Origin of the sequence: Amycolatopsis sp. NPDC051758 (assembly GCF_044453095.1) — a bacterium.
Classification (GTDB): Bacteria; Actinomycetota; Actinomycetes; order Mycobacteriales; family Pseudonocardiaceae; genus Amycolatopsis.
Genome location: NZ_JBITCJ010000001.1, coordinates 1,614,234 through 1,629,711 on the forward strand (window position 1 = coordinate 1,614,234; position 15,478 = coordinate 1,629,711).

The window sequence follows — 15,478 nt, forward strand, 5'->3', positions numbered from 1 at the left end:
ACTCCTCTGGCAAGCCCGGAAAGGGCATCGGAAACACCGCTGTGGCCGGTGCCGAAGCACCGGCCACAGGCGGGGGTCTTACTGAGTGGGGTTACCTGGCAGCCAGGTCGGCGCCTTGCCGAACCACTTCTGGTAGATCTGCGCGTAGGTGCCGTCGGAGACCGACGCCTTGAGCGCGTCGTTGACCGCGGTGAGCAGGGCGGTGTTGCCCTGCTTGACGCCGATCCCGTAGAACTCGTTCGTCTTGAACTCCTTCACCACCGCGGTGTCCGGGTTCGTCTTGACGAAGTCGTAGAGCACGCCGTTGTCGTTGACGCCGGCGTCGACGGTGCCGTTCTTGACGGCCTGCTCTTCCAGGGCGAGGTCGTCGAACGTGACGATCTCGGCGCCCTTCGCGTTCTCCTTGGCGTAGTCGGCGCCGGTCGTGGCCGACTGGACGCCGATCTTCTTGCCGGCGACGTTGCTGAAGTCCTTGATCGGCGAACCCGCCTTGACCAGCAGCGCCTGGGTGGCCTCGAAGTAGGGCTCCGAGAAGTCGAACTTCTGCTTGCGCTTGTCGGTGATCGTCATGCCCGCGGCGGCCAGGTCGCACTGACCGGTGTTCATGGCCTCGCCCGACTCGATGTTCTCGAAGGCGATGTCGACGATGCTCTGCTGGACACTCAGCTTCTTCGCGACCAGGTCCACGAGGTCGACGTCGAAGCCGACGATCTTGTCGCCCTGCTTGACCTGGAACGGCTGGTACGGCAAGTGCGTGCAGGTCGTGAGCTTACCGGCCGCGATGGTCTGGACACCGCCGGTCGCCGTGCCACCTTCGTCGCCCCCGCACGCAGTCAGGGCGGCGGCCGCCAGGGCGAGCGCCGGAATCAGGGCGAGCGCCTTGAGTTGGGGTCCTCGGGCCACGTCGTCACTCCTCGTAGTTCTCAGTTCGTGAGAGCACGCATATTGCCACTCATCCATACCAAAGCACAGCACTGTCGAGTTACAGCGACGTTTCGCACCGTTCCCACCAGCGTGTGAGTGTCGCGCCGGCGTGGGCACGTGGGTCAGGATGTCGTTCATGAACGCGACCCCGCCCCGGCTGCCCCCCTCCGGTCGACGTGCGAGGAAGGCGACGACCAGCCGGATCACCCGGCCGGGTGCCCGGTTCGACGGGTACCTCTCCCCGGACCGGCCGCACGCAGACGCCTACGACGAGATGTTCGCCGCCGACGGCACGGTCCGCGGGCCGTACCGGGCGCTGTACGAGTCGATCGCGGCGCTCGACGCGCACGACCTGAACTCGCGGACGCTCGCGCTGGACCGGGCGATGGTCGACCAGGGCATCACGTTCTCGCTGTCCGGGCAGGAGCGCCCGTTCCCGCTGGACCTGGTGCCGCGGGTGATCCAGGCGGCCGAGTGGTCGAAGCTCGAACGCGGCGTCGCCCAGCGGGTCCGCGCGCTCGAGGCGTTCCTCGCCGACATCTACGGCGACCGGCAGATCCTGCGTGACGGCGTGCTGCCGCGGCGGCTGATCACCTCGTGCGAGCACTTCCAGCGGGAGGCGTACGGCATCACCCCGCCGAACGGCGTGCGCCTCCACGTGTCCGGGGTGGACCTGGTGCGCGACGAGGAGGGCACGTTCCGGGTGCTGGAGGACAACCTCCGCAACCCGTCCGGAGTGTCGTACGTGATGGAGAACCGGCGGACGATGGCCCGGGTCTTCCCGGACCTGTTCGCCCAGCACCGGGTCCGGCCGGTCGGCGACTACGCGTCCCACCTGCTGCGGGCGCTGCGCGCGGCGGCCGCGGCGAACGTCGCCGACCCGATGGTCGTCGTGCTCACCCCCGGCGTTTACAACTCGGCGTACTTCGAGCACTCGCTGCTGGCGCGGCTGATGGGCGTCGAGCTGGTCGAAGGCCGTGACATGTTCTGCCGCGACAACGTCGTCTACCTGCGGACCACCGAGGGCGAGCGCCAGGTCGACGTCATCTACCGGCGCATCGACGACGAGTTCCTCGATCCGGTGCACTACCGGCCGGACTCGGTGCTCGGCGTCGCCGGGGTGCTCAACGCGGCGCGCGCGGGCAACGTCGTCGTCGCGAACGCCGTCGGCAACGGCGTCGGCGACGACAAGCTCGTCTACACCTACGTACCCGAGATGGTGAAGTACTACCTCAACGAGAAGCCGCTGCTGCCCAATGTGGACACCTTCCGGTGCTGGCTGCCGGACGAGTTCGACCACGTCATGGCGCACCTCGACGAGCTGGTCGTCAAGCCCGTCGAAGGCTCCGGCGGGTACGGGATCGTCTTCGGCCCGGAGGCGACGAAGAAGGAGCTCGACACACTGCGCCGGAAGGTGCGCGCCCACCGGCGCGGCTGGATCGCGCAGCCGGTGGTCCAGCTCTCGACCGTGCCGGCCAAGGTGGACGACCAGCTCGCGCCCCGGCACGTCGACCTGCGGCCGTTCGCGGTGAACGACGGCAAGGACATCTTCGTTCTCCCGGGCGGGCTGACGCGGGTGGCGCTGCCGGAGGGCAGCCTGGTCGTCAACTCGTCGCAGGGTGGTGGCTCGAAGGACACGTGGGTGCTGGCGTCGCGGACGGCCGGCGTCGAGCGCGAGCTGGAGCAGCCGGCCCTCGGCACGATGTCCACTGTGGATGGCCTGGCCGCCGAACAGGGACCCGAGCTCTCGGCGTCCCAGCAACAGCAGCAGCAACAGCAGAGCTAGGGAGGTTCGAATGCTGGCACGCAACGCGGAGTCGCTGTACTGGATCGGCCGGTACGTCGAACGCGCCGACGACACCTCCCGCATCCTCAACGTCTCGGTCCACCAGCTGCTGGAGGACGCGACCGTCGACCCGGACCACGCGAGCCGTCAGCTCCTGGCCGTCCTGGGCATCGACACGCCCAACGGGGAAGCCCTCGACGTCTGGAAGCTGACCGAGCTGGTGGCGTACGCGAAGGACAACCCGGCGTCGATCGTCGGGTCGATCAACTCGGCGCGCGAGAACACTCGCGGCGCCCGGGAGGTCGTCTCGACCGAGCTGTGGGAATGCCTGAACGCGACGTGGAACGCGGTGCCCGACCGGCAGCGGTACGCGCGACGAGCTGGGCCGCACGCGTTCCTGTCGTTCGTGGAAGAGCGCGCGGCGATGTTCGCCGGGCTCGCCGACTCGACGATGAGCCGTGACGACGGCTGGCTGTTCATGGTGCTCGGCCGCTCGATCGAACGTGCCGACATGGTCGTCCGGCTGCTGCTTTCACGGGTCGCGGACCGCGCGTCGTCACCGGGCTGGATCACGGTGCTGCGCTCGGCCGGCGCGCAGGACACGTACCTGCGCACGTACCGGGGCGCGCTGGACGCCGGGCGCGTGGTGCAGTTCCTGTTGCGGGACACGCTGTTCCCGCGCTCGGTGTTCCACGCGCTGCGCCAGGCCGAGGAGTGCCTGCAGCGGCTCGACCCGGGCGGCGGCGCGCGAAACAACGAGAAGTCCGAGGCACTGCGTGAGCTCGGCCGGGCCCGCAGCGAGCTGGAGTTCCTGCGCCCGGCGGACCTGCTGACCGACCTGCCGCGGCGGCTCGGGGCGTTGCAGACGTCGATCAAGGACATCGGCGAATCCGTGTCGATGCAGTACTTCAGCACGTCGCCGTGGGTGGCGTGGAGCGGTGCGGAGGTTTCGCTGTGACCTGGCAGCTGCGGGTGGCGCACCGGACGGGGTACCGGTACGCAACACCGGCGACCCAGTCGTACAACGAGGCGCGCCTGACCCCGCGCTCGGACCGCCGCCAGACGACGGTCGCGACACGCATCGAGACGACCCCGGCGACCCGTGCTTACCGGTACACGGATTACTGGGGCACGGTCGTGACGTCGTTCGACCTCCACGCGCCGCACACGGAGTTCACGGTGCTCGCGACGTCGGTGGTCGAGACGGCCGACGAGGCCGAGCCGATCCGCACGGCGTCGTGGAAGGACCTGCGCAGTGACACGGTGGTCGACCACCGCACGGAGTACCTGACCCCGACCGACTACACCCCGCGCGACGTCGCGTTGGCGCGCGAGGCCCGCGCGTTGCGGACCGGCCTCGACCCGGCGGACGCGGTGCTGGCGGTGTGCGAGTGGGTGAACAAGCAGCTGAAGTACCAGCCGGGCACCACGGGCGTGCATTCCACGGCGACGGACGCGTGGAAGGCGCGTGAAGGCGTGTGCCAGGACTTCGCGCACGTGACGCTGGTGATGCTGCGCGCGATCGGCGTCCCGGCGCGGTACGTGTCGGGGTACCTCCACACAAAACGGGACGCGAAGCTCGGCGAGGTGGTCGAGGGCGAGTCACACGCCTGGGTCGACGTCTGGACCGGCGGGTGGTGGGCCTACGACCCGACGAACGCGATCCCGGTGGGGCCGCGGCACGTGTGGGTGGCGATGGGTCGGGACTACGCGGACGTGGCACCGCTGAAGGGGATCTTCACTGGGGGTGGGCAGTCCACTTTGGATGTTTCTGTCCACTTGACCCGGCTGGCCTAGCGCGCCCCAAGGCGGCCTTCGGTGCGTCAGACGCAACCAAGGCCGCCTTGGGGCGCTCGTCAGCCGCGGGCGTGCGCGTCCAGGATGTGCGCGACGGCTTCGGTGACCTGCTGCGCGTAGTCGATGTGCAGCCACTCGTCCGGCACGTGGATGTTCGAGTCGGACCCGCAGGCGCCGGTGACCAGGAACTGGGCCTCCGGGTACTTCCGCGAGAGCAGGCCCATGAACGGGATCGACCCGCCCATGCCGGTCGCGCGGTGGGGCTGGCCGAAGACGTCGTCGCTGACCGTGCGCAGGGCGGCCGTCAGCCAGGGGGACTCGGTGGGCGCGTTCCAGCCGTCCTCCGACTGCGGGTTGTCGCCGAAGGTCACCTTCGCGCCGTACGGGACGTCCGTCGTGAGAGTCCGCTTCACGGCTTCGAGCGCCTTCGCGGCGTCGGCCGTCGGCGGGAGGCGGAAGCTCAGCGTCAACGTCGTGCTTTCGCGGAGCACGTTGCCCGCGTCGGCCGGCTTCGGGAAGCCGTCGGCGCCGATCACCGACAGCGTCGGGCGCCAGGCGTTGTTGAGCATCAGCTCCAGCGCGTCTTCGGTGATCACGCGCCCGCCTTCGACCAGCGGGAACGCCTTCGACAGCGCCTCCGGGAAGTCCTGCGAGACGGCCTTGAGCTCCGACAGCCGGTTCGCCGGGACGTCCACCTTGAGCTCGTCGAGCAGCAGCTCACCGGTAGCGCTGTCCTCGAGCCGCTCGATCAGCTTCCGCAGCACGCGGAACGAGCTGGCGACGACGCCGGACGCGATGCCGGAGTGCTGCGCCGAGCCCAGCAGCTGCACGGTGACGTCGAGGTGGAGCATCCCGCGCAGGCTCGTGACCAGCCACAACCGCTCGTAGTCGCTGCCGCCGGCGTCGAGGCAGATCACCAGCGACACCTCGCCGATGCGGTCGGCCAGGTGGTCGACGTAGGCGGGCAGGTCGGGGCTGCCGGACTCCTCGCCGGTCTCCAGCAGCACCACGATGCGCGCGTGTTCGCCGCCGGCCGCGTGGACGGCTTCGATCGCCGTCGTCGCCGCGTAGCCGGAGTAGCCGTCGTCGACGGAGCCGCGGCCGTACAGCCGGCCATCGCGGATCACCGGGGTCCACGGGTCGAGGCCCTCGGACCAGCCGCCGACCGGGGGCTGCTTGTCGAGGTGGCCGTACATCAGGACGGTGCCCTTGTCCGCCGCGCCCGGGGTCGCCGGGACGTCGACGAGCAGGAGGGGGGTCCGGTCTTCGAGCTGGACGACCTCGAGCGTCGCGCCGGGCAGGTCGCGCGCGGCGATCCACTCGCGGACGTGCTCGACGGCGGCGGCGAGGTGCCCGCTCTTGGCCCAGTCGGCGTCGAACGCCGGGGACAGGGCGGGGATCGCGACCAGCCCGGACAGGCTCGGGATGACGTCGTCGGTCCAGGCGGACACGACGGATTCACGAACGGATTTGTGCTCCACGCGGCCCATCGTGCCACGCACGTCCCGGCGTGCGGCACGTCACAACGGCGGGCACGGAGCGCGAGCGCGCGTGTGCGCACGGCCGCCCGCGTGTGCGGACGCGCCTGGTGAACGCGCGGACCGACGCCCTACTCTCGTAGGTCCAATGCTCGGGCTTCCTAACGTTTTCCCTGTTCAGAGCCCGTTTCTCAGCAACAAATCAGCAACCGCGTCTGACCAAAACGTGGACCTTCGTGCCAGGATGACGGCGTGAACCGTCAACGCCGACGGTGACCGAGCGCTTCGGAGACCCGAAACGCTGGTCCCCGCCGGTGCAGTCGCTGTGGTCGCCACAAGCGGCCGCCAGAGGCACCGACACGAGGAGTACCGCCCATGCCGTCCGAACAGTGGACGCACCCGGAGCCTGGAGACGGGCCGGCCGCCGTCGCGGCCCAGCCTTCCCCCGAGCAGGTGATCGCCGGATTGCGAGCAACCAGCGAAGGTGGCGCTGAGCTGACTCAGCTGCTCACCCCCGAAGGCGAGCGGGTCCCGTCGCCCCAGTTCGACAAGTACGTCGACGACATCGACGACGAAGCCCTGCGCAACCTGTACCGCGACATGGTGCTCGTCCGCCGCGCGGACCGCGAGGCCAACGCGATGCAGCGCCAGGGCCAGCTCGGCATCTGGGTCCCGCTGCTCGGCCAGGAGGCCGCGCAGATCGGCTCCGGCCGCGCGCTGAAGAAGAACGACATGGCGTTCCCCAGCTACCGCGAGCACGGCGTCGCGTACGCGCGCGGGGTCGACATGAAGGACCTGCTCGGGATCTTCCGCTGCACCGACCACAGTGGCTGGGACTACCAGGGCACGGGCTTCCACCCGTACACCATCGTGATCGGCAACCAGGTGCTCAACGCCGCCGGGTACGCGATGGGGCAGAAGTTCGAGGGCAAGGTCGGCGACGACGACGGCGAAGCCACGATCTGCTACTTCGGTGACGGCGCGACCTCGCAGGGCGACGTCCACGAAGGATTCGTCTGGGCCGCGGTCTACGACGCGCCGCTCGTGTTCTTCTGCCAGAACAACCAGTGGGCCATCTCCGAGCCGACCGAGCGCCAGTCGCGCCTGCCGCTCTACCAGCGCGCCCGTGGTTACGGCTTCCCCGGCATCCGCGTCGACGGCAATGACGTCTTGGCCTGCCTCGCGGTGTCCCGTTGGGCGCTCGACGAGTGCCGTCACGGCAACGGCCCGGTGCTGATCGAGGCGTTCACCTACCGGATGGACGCGCACACGACGACCGACGACCCGTCGCGCTACCGGCTGTCCGACGAGCTCGAAGAGTGGAAGCTCAAGGACCCGATCGAGCGCGTCCGGGCGTTCCTGGCCCGCAAGGGCGGCGCCGACCACGACTTCTTCGACCAGGTCCAGGCCGAGGCGGACGCCTTCGCCGCGGACCTGCGCGAGTACACGTTCAACATGCCGGAGCCGCCGCCGGAGAGGATCTTCAGCAACGTCTACGCCGAGGGCAACCCGGTCCTGGAGGCGCAGCGCGAAGAGTTCCTGTCCTACCTCGAGGGCTTCGTATCGGCGGGTGAGCACTGATGAGCGACCTCCAGAAACTCACCATCGGCAAGGCGCTCAACCTCGGTCTGCGCCGCGCGATGGAAGAGGACCCCAAGGTCCTGATCATGGGTGAGGACGTCGGCAAGCTCGGCGGCGTCTTCCGGATCACCGACGGCCTGCAGAAGGACTTCGGCGAGCAGCGCGTGCTGGACACGCCGCTCGCGGAGTCCGGCATCATCGGCACCGCGGTCGGCCTGGCCGTGCGCGGGTTCCGGCCGGTGTGCGAGATCCAGTTCGAGGGTTTCATCTTCCCGGGCTTCGACCAGATTTCGTCGCAGCTGGCGAAGCTGCACTACCGGACGCAGGGCAAGGTCAAGATGCCCGTCGTGATCCGGGTGCCGTTCGGCGGCGGGATCGGCGCGGTCGAGCACCACTCGGAGTCGCCCGAGTCGCTGTTCGCGCACATCCCGGGCCTGAAGGTCGTCTCGATTTCGAACGCCGTGGACGCCTACTGGGGCATCCAGGAGGCGATCAAGTCGGACGACCCGATCCTGTTCTTCGAGCCGAAGCGGCTGTACCACTCGGGCGCGCTGCGTGCGGAGATCGACACCGCGGGCACGCCGCAGCGGATGTTCTCCTCGCAGGTCGTCCGCGAGGGATCAACGGCGACGGTCGTCGCGTACGGCCCGTCGGTGAAGGTCGCGCTCGACGCGGCCGCCGCGGCGGAGGACGAAGGCAAGTCGCTGGAGGTCATCGACCTGCGCACGCTCTCGCCGCTGGACCTCGGCCCGGTGTTCGAGTCGGTGCGCAAGACCGGCCGGCTGATCGCGCTGTCCGAGGCGCCGTCGGAGTCGTCGCTGACGTCGGAGATCGCCGCGCGCGTCCAGCAGGAGTGCTTCTACTCGCTGGAAGCGCCCGTCCTCCGGGTGACCGGGTTCGACACGCCGTACCCGCCCGCCAAGCTCGAGGAGCACTACCTCCCCGACCTGGACCGGGTGCTGCACGCCGTCGACCGTTCACTCGCCTGGTAAGGGGGATCTCCGCGCAATGCCTACGTACAAACAGTTTCCCCTCGCCGACACCGCGGAGGGGCTGACCGAAGCCGACATCCTCTCCTGGCACGTGAAGCCGGGCGACACGGTGACGGTCAACCAGATCGTGGTCGAGATCGAGACCGCGAAGGCCGCCGTCGAGCTGCCGATCCCGTGGGCCGGCGTGGTCACGGAGCTGCACGTCGAGCCGGGGCAGACGGTGGAGGTCGGTACCGCGATCCTCACCATCGACGTCGACCCCGGTGGCGCTGCTGCTCCCGCACCGGCCGCTGCTCCCGCTGCCGCCGCCGCGCCTGCCGAGGAAGAGGAGATGAAGCCGCTGGTCGGCTACGGCTCGAAGGCCGTTGTCACGCAGCGGCGGGCCCGGAAGGGAGCCGCGCCGGCTCTCGCTCCCGCGGCTGCTGTTGTCGCTCCTCCCGCGCCTGCTGCTCCCGCAGCCCCTCGGGGTGGTTACGTGCCGCTGGCCAAGCCGCCGGTGCGGAAGCTGGCCAAGGACCTCGGCGTCGACCTGCACGCGCTGACCGGCACCGCTTCGGGTGGCGTGATCACCCGGGACGACGTTCACAAGGCGGCCAACGGCGCGGCTCCGGTCGCGGCCGCGGCGTCCACTGTGGACGCCGGTTACGACCCGGCCACCCGCGAACGGCGCGTGCCGATCAAGGGCGTCCGCAAGATGACCGCGGCCGCGATGGTGCAGAGCGCGTACACCGCTCCGCACGTCACGGAGTTCCTGACCATCGACGTCACGCCGATGATGGAGTTCCGCGAGAAGCTGAAGAAGTCGCGGGAGTTCGCCGGGGTCAAGGTCACCCCGCTGACGTTCGCGGCGAAGGCCGTCTGCCTGGCGGCGAAGCGCACCCCGGACATCAACGCGGTCTGGGACGAGGCGGCGCAGGAGATCGTCTACAAGGACTACGTGCACCTCGGGATCGCGGCGGCGACGCCGCGCGGCCTGATCGTGCCCAAGGTCCGTGACGCCGACTCGCTGTCGTTGAAGGAGCTGGCCACCGCTCTGACGGCGCTGACCGATGTCGCCCGCGAGGGCAAGACGTCGCCGGCGGACATGGCGAACGGCACGATCACGATCACCAACGTGGGCGTGTTCGGCGTCGACACCGGAACGCCGATCATCAACCCGGGCGAGTCCGCGATCCTGTGCCTCGGCGCGATCAAGGACCAGCCGTGGGTGGTGGACGGCGAGATCAAGGTCCGCAAGGTGCTGCAGCTGTCGCTGAGCTTCGACCACCGCGTGGTCGACGGCCAGCAGGGTTCGGAGTTCCTGGCCGACGTCGGCGCGTTGCTGGCCGACCCGGCGATGGCGATGACGTACTGAGTTTTCGCAGGTAGAGGGCCGTCCCGGAGCTTCCGGGGCGGCCTTCACTGCTTGCGGAAGACGATCTTCCCGGCGTCGAGGTCGACGCGGGTGCGCGGCGGGGCGCCGTCGGCTTCGTCGTCGACCAGCATCAGCTGGACCTGGCGTTGCTCGAGGTCGTGGTGCTTCGTGCCGCCGAGGATCGCTTCGACCTCTTCGGTCGCGACGCCGCTGGCCATGCGGGAGCCGTCACCGCGGCGGTGCCACGGCAGGAACCGGCGGCCCCACACCTCGAACACGGCCAGCAGGAACAGCAGCACGAGCAGCATCGGGAACGCCATCGCCCAGACCACACCCATGAGGCCCAACTTATACTCGCTTGACGGAGTGAGCACTCACTCCGCACACTGGTTGCATGACACCAGCACCCGAAACCCGGCGTAGAGCGCCGGGCATGAGCGTCGAAGCCCGGCGCGCCATGATCGTGCACGCGGTGCTGCCGCTTCTGATGGAGCACGGCGCCAACGTCACGACCAGCCAGATCGCCCGCGCCGCCGGCATCGGCGAGGGCACCATCTTCCGCGCGTTCAAGGACAAGGACGAGCTGTTCGACGCCTGCACGGCCGAGGCGCTGCGCCCCGACCACGTGCTCGACTCGATCGCCGAGATCCCCCTCGATCAGCCCCTGGCGGACCGGCTCGTCGAAGCCGCCGACGCGCTCAGCGCGCACCTCGAGCGGATGGGTGCGCTGATGGGCGCCCTGCACGCGTCCGGGCGGCACAAGCATCGCGACCCCGAGCAGCGCCTCAAGGACCGGCGCAGCACCTGGAAGGGCGGCCGCCGCGAGTCGATGGCCGTCATGCGCGGCGCGATGGTCGAGCTGTTCACGCCCGAGAAGGACCGGCTTCGGCTGCCGCCCGAGCAGCTCGCCGCACTGTTCCTGGCCCTGCTGTTCGGCGGCCGCCCGATGGCGGCGGACGACGACGCGCCCACCACGCGCCAGGTGGTCGACGTCTTCCTGCACGGCGCCGTGGAGGCCAAATGATCCCGGGCGGTGGGGGCGGGATGGAGTTCGTGATGGCCCGGCGCGGCCGCCGGCGGCACGCCACGACGGTGCCGGAAAGCGGGCTCACCGGCCCGGTCGACATCCCGGAACCGAAGCCGGAAGATCAGCCGAAGGACCTGCGCTCGCGGCTGAAGCGCGCCAAGACGTCGGTCTCGGGCACGGTCCGCGGGCTGCCGAAGGTCGTGAAGCTGACCTGGCAGGCCAGCCCGATCCTGACGATCCTCCTGGCGCTGATCACGCTCCTGTCGGGCCTGCTGCCGACAGCGACCGCGTACATCGCGAAACTGCTGCTCGACTCCGTCGTCGCGGCGATCCAGCACCGCGGCACCACGGCCGACATCGTCAACGTCGCGCTGTTCCAGTTCGGCGTACTCGCCGCGACCGCGATCAGCAGCGCACTGACGTCGATCGCGCAGTCGCTGCTGCAGGAGCGCATGACGCTGACCATCCGCCACCAGGTGATGGCCCACGCCAGCGAGCTGCACCTGGCCTACTTCGAGGGCTCGACGTCCTACGACATGCTGCGCCAGGCCGCGCAGGAGGCGCCGACGCGGCCGCTGTCGATGATGAACTCCGCGCTGGGGCTCGTGCGGACGCTGATCACGTTCGGCAGCATGATCGCGCTGCTCGTGGCCGTCAGCCCGTTGCTGGCGCTGGTCGCGCTGCTCGCGCCGATCCCGGCGTTCATCTCGCAGTCGAAGTACGGCTCGCGCGCGTTCTGGCTGACGTTCCTGATGTCGCCGATCAAGCGCCGGATGGACTACCTGTCCTCGTTGGTCACGACGGACACCTACGCCAAGGAGACGAAGCTGTTCGGGCTCGGCCCGTACTTCGTCGACCGGTTCCGCCGGCTCGGCGTCGTCTCCTACGAGCGGCAGCGGAAGCTGACGATCAACCGCAACATCAGCTCGACGTCCTGGGGGCTGCTGAGCACGTTCGCGGGCTCGGCGATCGCGCTGTACATCGCACTGGAGGCGGTCGGCGGCAGGTTGACGCTGGGCGACCTGGCGCTCTACACGGCCGCGGCCACGTCCGTGCAGACTTCGGTGTCCGGGCTGTTCACGGCGTTTTCCGGGATGTACGAGAACAACCTCTACCTCGACACGCTCTACCGGTTCCTGGACACGAAGCCGGAGATCACGCCGCCGCCGTCACCGCGCGCCATGCCGTCCACAGTGGACGGGCACATCGAGTTCGAGTCGGTGACGTTCGCCTACCCGGGATCGGAGGAGCCGGCGCTGGACAACGTCAGCTTCGAGATCCGCCCGGGTGAGACGGTGGCGGTGGTGGGCCGCAACGGCGCGGGCAAGTCGACGCTGTTCAAGCTCCTCTGCCGGCTTTACGACCCGACCGGCGGCCGCATCCGCCTCGACGGCGTCGACATCCGCGAGTACGACCCGGTCGAGCTGCGGACCCGGATCAGCGCGATGTTCCAGGACTACGTGACGTACCAGGGCACCGCGGCCGAGAACATCGGCCTCGGCGACCTGACCCGGCTCGAAGACCGCCCGCACATCGAGGACTCGGCGCGCCGAGCCGGCGCGGACGAGCGGATCGAGCGGCTCCCCAGCGGTTACGACAGCCCCCTCGGCCGCTGGTTCGACCAGGGCGTCAGCCTGTCGGGCGGCGAGTGGCAGAAGATCGCGCTGGCCAGGGCGTTCCAGCGCGAGGCGCCGCTGCTGATCCTCGACGAGCCGACGTCGGCGCTGGACGCCCAGGCCGAGCACGACCTTTTCTCGCGGCTGCGGGAGCTGTCCGAAGGCCGCACGACGCTGTACATCTCGCACCGGTTCTCGACGGTGCGGCAGGCGGAGCGGATCCTGTTGCTGGACCAGGGAAAGGTGGCCGAGTACGGGACGCACGAGGAGCTGATGGCGGCGAAGGCCGGGTACGCGGAGCTGTTCACCCTGCAGGCGCAGGCGTACCTGGACGAGATCCCGAGCTAGGGAACAATCCTAAAGACCCTTAGGAGAAATCTGTGCCGACAATTCGATACTTTGAACCCCCCTTGATCGTTCCAGGAACGCGCTCAATCTCACCTTTCTCGATTAACTTTTGAAATACTCGTCGGATTTCACCATCACGCTGAATACCTGTCACATCACGAGCCTGTCGATTTGTGACAGTTCCTTCCGATTTAAGGAATTCGATTATGAGGGTCGCTGGAGAATCCAGCTTTTCGTGACGAATTACGACAAGAACCGAGCTGTCCCTTTCGTAAATTTCAGGATCTTTGAGGCGCATTTTTTTCATGGCATCGAACGCTGTGCGAAGACCTTCACCGACATTCTTGTTTGGCGGATCCGGGAACTTATGTAACCATCGCTCAATTTGCTGATTTCGAGAAAATCGGGCGTCAAGAATATTTTTTGGTGTCACATGCCCACTTAGGCGACCAGGGCTTTCAACCTCAACCCTATCGTCGAATATTCTCACATGGACGTTGTCTTGCGCAGCGTAGTCACGATGAATAACCGCATTAGTTACGATCTCATGCAGAGTCTCATTGGGATACTGCACCTTCTCAAGAGTATCACTCTTAATCTGCTCAATTAAACTAGTCACCAACGACACCGAATCGGCAATTTGACGATAAGCAGAACCTTCGATCAGATGTGTTTTCCCGTCCACTAGGAACTCTCGACTTCCAACGAGATTACTGGTCGCGTAGCGATATACAATCACCGACGCTTTCGGCAAGACGACCTGAGGATCGTCAGCGAACAGAACCAGCGCTGCTACAGTTGGGCGCCCTTCGCGGATCAGGAGCTGTTTCCTGACCCAAGGCTCTGCAGTATCGACAGACGGAATCACGCTAACCAAAAATTCGAGCACTTGATACGAATCGACAACAAGCTCAAGCGGAGCATCTACAGTTTCAGTTTCGTGAGTTGTTATTCCTTTTTGAAGCCTTAAGACCTCCATCTCTACATCGGATTCTACCCTCTTAACCTGAGCCCCAACTCGCTTGTATATTTCACCACTGGACGACTGCTTGATGGTCCGCGTCTTACCGACCTCGATACGAAGAACAAACCCCTTAACCCTGGCGCTCTCCAGAAAAGTATATCTAAAGTCATCTCCGACTGGAAAGATTGGATTCAGGACAGCGAGATGCTGGTTTGCATCTTCAATCCGATCAAAACCATCCCACTCGAACGTACCCCTGGACGGCTCTGCGATACCAACGTATATGTCACCGCCGGAAGAATTCGCAAACGCGCTCATCCATTTTGACAGGCTAGCCGGCTTTACATCTTTTGCTTTGAAGTCGACGTAATAGTCTTCTTGAAGAGAAAGAATCTTCTCTACGTCAGCCGAGCTGATCTGCGTCCGGTCTGCCACCAAGCTCTCCCGTCTCCAGACAGACAAGACTAGACCATGGACGACGTTATATGAAGTACGCAGCAGCTGTCTGGGCAGTTGTCGAATAGGTGGCCGCTAGCAGGAGAAACCCGGTTCGCTGCGACCACGAAAGCTTCGAAGAACACGGATCGATTAACACCACGGACCAGCCTAGTCGCTGATTTAGCTCGTGCGCGCCCTCAGGGAACGAGCACGACCTTGCCGACACCTTCGCGGCTTTCGACGCGCTCGTGCGCCGCGGCGGCCTCGGCGAGGGGGTAGGTCCGGTCGATCACCGGCGTCAGCGTGCCGTCCGCGACGAGGCCGAGTGCCTCGTCGCGGGCGGCCGCGACGTCTTTGCCGTAGGCGTCCGGGCCGCCGAAGCCGATCAAGGTGAGTCCGCGTGCCACCAGGCTCGCGACGGAGTACGCCGGGAATTCGCCGCTGAGCAGGCCGTAGGCGAGGATCCGGCCGCGCGGGGCGAGTTTTGCCGTGAGCTCGGCAGCGCGCGCCCCGCCGATCGACTCGAAAACGACGTGGACACAGTCGGGGACGTTCTTCCGCCATTCCGGGTCGTTGTGGTCGAGCACAACGTCCGCGTCCGGGATGGCCTTCCCGCCGCCGGCGGTGGTGACAACCCGGGCGCCGTGGGTCTTCGCCAGCCGCGTCAAGTATCCGCCGATCGCGCCGGAAGCGGCCTCGACCAGCACTGTTTCGCCCTCGACGACCTTCGCCGTGCGGAACAGAGCGAGCGCCACCGCAGCCGGGACAGCGGCCACAACTGCCTGTTCGGCGGAAACCCCTTCGGGCACCACCGTGTACTGGCTCGCGGCGACAACCTCGGCGTAAGCGCCGCCGGTATAGGACATGGTGACGACCCGGCGCCCGACGAGCGACTCGTCGTCGGCCTCGACGACGATCCCCGCGGCTTCGTGCCCGAAGACCGTCGCTTCGCTGCCCGCGGGGAGGAGCCCGGCCCGCAGCTGGGTCTCGTAGAACGGGACCGCGACCGCCTCGACGCGGACCAGCACTTCGCCTTCGCCGCGTTCCGGCTCGGGTCGTTCTTCCACCTTCAGCACCTCGGGACCACCCGTTCCGTGCTGGACCACTGCTCGCATCTCGTCTCCCCAAGTGGACTGCCGGTCAACTTACGGTCGCCTACTATATGGACCGACG

Annotated in this window: 13 protein-coding genes; 8 read left to right on the forward strand and 5 right to left on the reverse strand. The window is 67.4% G+C overall.

All coding sequences use genetic code 11. The features are described 5' to 3' along the window. Positions 1 to 78: 78 nt before the first annotated feature. The gene (locus ACIA5G_RS08405; RefSeq protein WP_395921572.1) at positions 79 to 903 is read right to left on the reverse strand and encodes a transporter substrate-binding domain-containing protein; all 825 of its coding nucleotides are present in this window, start codon (positions 901 to 903) and stop codon (positions 79 to 81) included. 148 nt (positions 904 to 1,051) lie between these two features. Between ACIA5G_RS08405 and ACIA5G_RS08410 the strand changes: the two genes are divergently transcribed. Genes ACIA5G_RS08410 through ACIA5G_RS08420 form a run of 3 tightly spaced genes read left to right on the forward strand, consistent with a single transcriptional unit; the run spans position 1,052 to position 4,507 of the window. Beyond that, on the forward strand, positions 1,052 to 2,710 hold the full coding sequence (locus tag ACIA5G_RS08410; protein WP_395921573.1) for a circularly permuted type 2 ATP-grasp protein: 1,659 nt from the start codon (positions 1,052 to 1,054) through the stop codon (positions 2,708 to 2,710). A 10-nt stretch (positions 2,711 to 2,720) separates the two neighbouring features. Next, entirely contained in the window at positions 2,721 to 3,668 is a 948-nt protein-coding gene (locus ACIA5G_RS08415; RefSeq protein ID WP_395921574.1) for an alpha-E domain-containing protein, read from the forward strand. Beyond that, positions 3,665 to 4,507 carry a transglutaminase domain-containing protein gene (locus ACIA5G_RS08420; protein WP_395921575.1) on the forward strand — a complete coding sequence of 281 codons (843 nt, stop codon included), beginning with the start codon at positions 3,665 to 3,667 and terminating at the stop codon, positions 4,505 to 4,507. The genes ACIA5G_RS08415 and ACIA5G_RS08420 overlap by 4 nt, the downstream gene beginning before the upstream one ends. Before the next feature lie 59 nt (positions 4,508 to 4,566). On the opposite strand, the gene ACIA5G_RS08425 is transcribed toward ACIA5G_RS08420, so the two are convergent. Further along, positions 4,567 to 5,988: a M20/M25/M40 family metallo-hydrolase gene (locus ACIA5G_RS08425; RefSeq protein ID WP_395921577.1), complete on the reverse strand. Its 1,422-nt coding sequence runs from the start codon at positions 5,986 to 5,988 to the stop codon at positions 4,567 to 4,569. Between the two features lie 372 nt (positions 5,989 to 6,360). On the opposite strand from ACIA5G_RS08425, the gene pdhA reads away from it, so the two are divergent. The 3 genes from pdhA to ACIA5G_RS08440 are packed head-to-tail and all read left to right on the forward strand — an operon-like array spanning position 6,361 to position 9,912. Next, on the forward strand, positions 6,361 to 7,566 hold the full coding sequence (gene pdhA, locus ACIA5G_RS08430; protein WP_395921578.1) for a pyruvate dehydrogenase (acetyl-transferring) E1 component subunit alpha: 1,206 nt from the start codon (positions 6,361 to 6,363) through the stop codon (positions 7,564 to 7,566). Further along, the gene (locus ACIA5G_RS08435; RefSeq protein ID WP_395921580.1) at positions 7,566 to 8,558 is read left to right on the forward strand and encodes an alpha-ketoacid dehydrogenase subunit beta; all 993 of its coding nucleotides are present in this window, start codon (positions 7,566 to 7,568) and stop codon (positions 8,556 to 8,558) included. Before pdhA ends, ACIA5G_RS08435 begins: the two co-directional genes overlap by 1 nt. A 16-nt stretch (positions 8,559 to 8,574) precedes the next feature. Continuing rightward, positions 8,575 to 9,912 (forward strand): dihydrolipoamide acetyltransferase family protein, encoded by a 1,338-nt coding sequence (locus ACIA5G_RS08440; RefSeq protein ID WP_395921581.1) that lies wholly within the window; start codon positions 8,575 to 8,577, stop codon positions 9,910 to 9,912. Between the two features lie 44 nt (positions 9,913 to 9,956). Here ACIA5G_RS08440 and ACIA5G_RS08445 read toward each other — a convergent pair whose 3' ends face one another. Continuing rightward, positions 9,957 to 10,250, reverse strand: coding sequence for a DUF6191 domain-containing protein (locus tag ACIA5G_RS08445; protein ID WP_395921583.1), 294 nt, complete (start codon positions 10,248 to 10,250; stop codon positions 9,957 to 9,959). Between the two features lie 95 nt (positions 10,251 to 10,345). Here ACIA5G_RS08445 and ACIA5G_RS08450 point away from each other — a divergent pair, with 95 nt between their 5' ends. After that, positions 10,346 to 10,936, forward strand: coding sequence for a TetR/AcrR family transcriptional regulator (locus tag ACIA5G_RS08450; protein ID WP_395921585.1), 591 nt, complete (start codon positions 10,346 to 10,348; stop codon positions 10,934 to 10,936). Between the two features lie 20 nt (positions 10,937 to 10,956). Then, positions 10,957 to 12,903 (forward strand): ABC transporter ATP-binding protein, encoded by a 1,947-nt coding sequence (locus ACIA5G_RS08455; RefSeq protein ID WP_395921962.1) that lies wholly within the window; start codon positions 10,957 to 10,959, stop codon positions 12,901 to 12,903. Positions 12,904 to 12,922: 19 nt separating this feature from the next. Here the strand turns inward: ACIA5G_RS08455 and ACIA5G_RS08460 are convergent, their stop codons facing one another. Together ACIA5G_RS08460 and ACIA5G_RS08465 are read right to left on the reverse strand one after the other, a co-directional pair. Further along, positions 12,923 to 14,302: an ATP-binding protein gene (locus tag ACIA5G_RS08460; protein WP_395921586.1), complete on the reverse strand. Its 1,380-nt coding sequence runs from the start codon at positions 14,300 to 14,302 to the stop codon at positions 12,923 to 12,925. Between the two features lie 200 nt (positions 14,303 to 14,502). Beyond that, entirely contained in the window at positions 14,503 to 15,420 is a 918-nt protein-coding gene (locus ACIA5G_RS08465) for a zinc-binding alcohol dehydrogenase family protein (RefSeq protein ID WP_395921587.1), read from the reverse strand. Positions 15,421 to 15,478 lie beyond the last annotated feature (58 nt).

Coding starts and splice junctions, on each gene's coding strand:
- ACIA5G_RS08455 (WP_395921962.1), top strand. CDS start 10,957: ATGGAGTTCGTGATGGCCCGGCGCGGCCGCCGGCGGCACGCCACGACG.
- ACIA5G_RS08450 (WP_395921585.1), top strand. CDS start 10,346: ATGAGCGTCGAAGCCCGGCGCGCCATGATCGTGCACGCGGTGCTGCCG.
- ACIA5G_RS08440 (WP_395921581.1), top strand. CDS start 8,575: ATGCCTACGTACAAACAGTTTCCCCTCGCCGACACCGCGGAGGGGCTG.
- ACIA5G_RS08415 (WP_395921574.1), top strand. CDS start 2,721: ATGCTGGCACGCAACGCGGAGTCGCTGTACTGGATCGGCCGGTACGTC.
- ACIA5G_RS08465 (WP_395921587.1), bottom strand. CDS start 15,420: ATGCGAGCAGTGGTCCAGCACGGAACGGGTGGTCCCGAGGTGCTGAAG.
- ACIA5G_RS08435 (WP_395921580.1), top strand. CDS start 7,566: ATGAGCGACCTCCAGAAACTCACCATCGGCAAGGCGCTCAACCTCGGT.
- pdhA (WP_395921578.1), top strand. CDS start 6,361: ATGCCGTCCGAACAGTGGACGCACCCGGAGCCTGGAGACGGGCCGGCC.
- ACIA5G_RS08445 (WP_395921583.1), bottom strand. CDS start 10,250: ATGGGTGTGGTCTGGGCGATGGCGTTCCCGATGCTGCTCGTGCTGCTG.
- ACIA5G_RS08410 (WP_395921573.1), top strand. CDS start 1,052: ATGTCGTTCATGAACGCGACCCCGCCCCGGCTGCCCCCCTCCGGTCGA.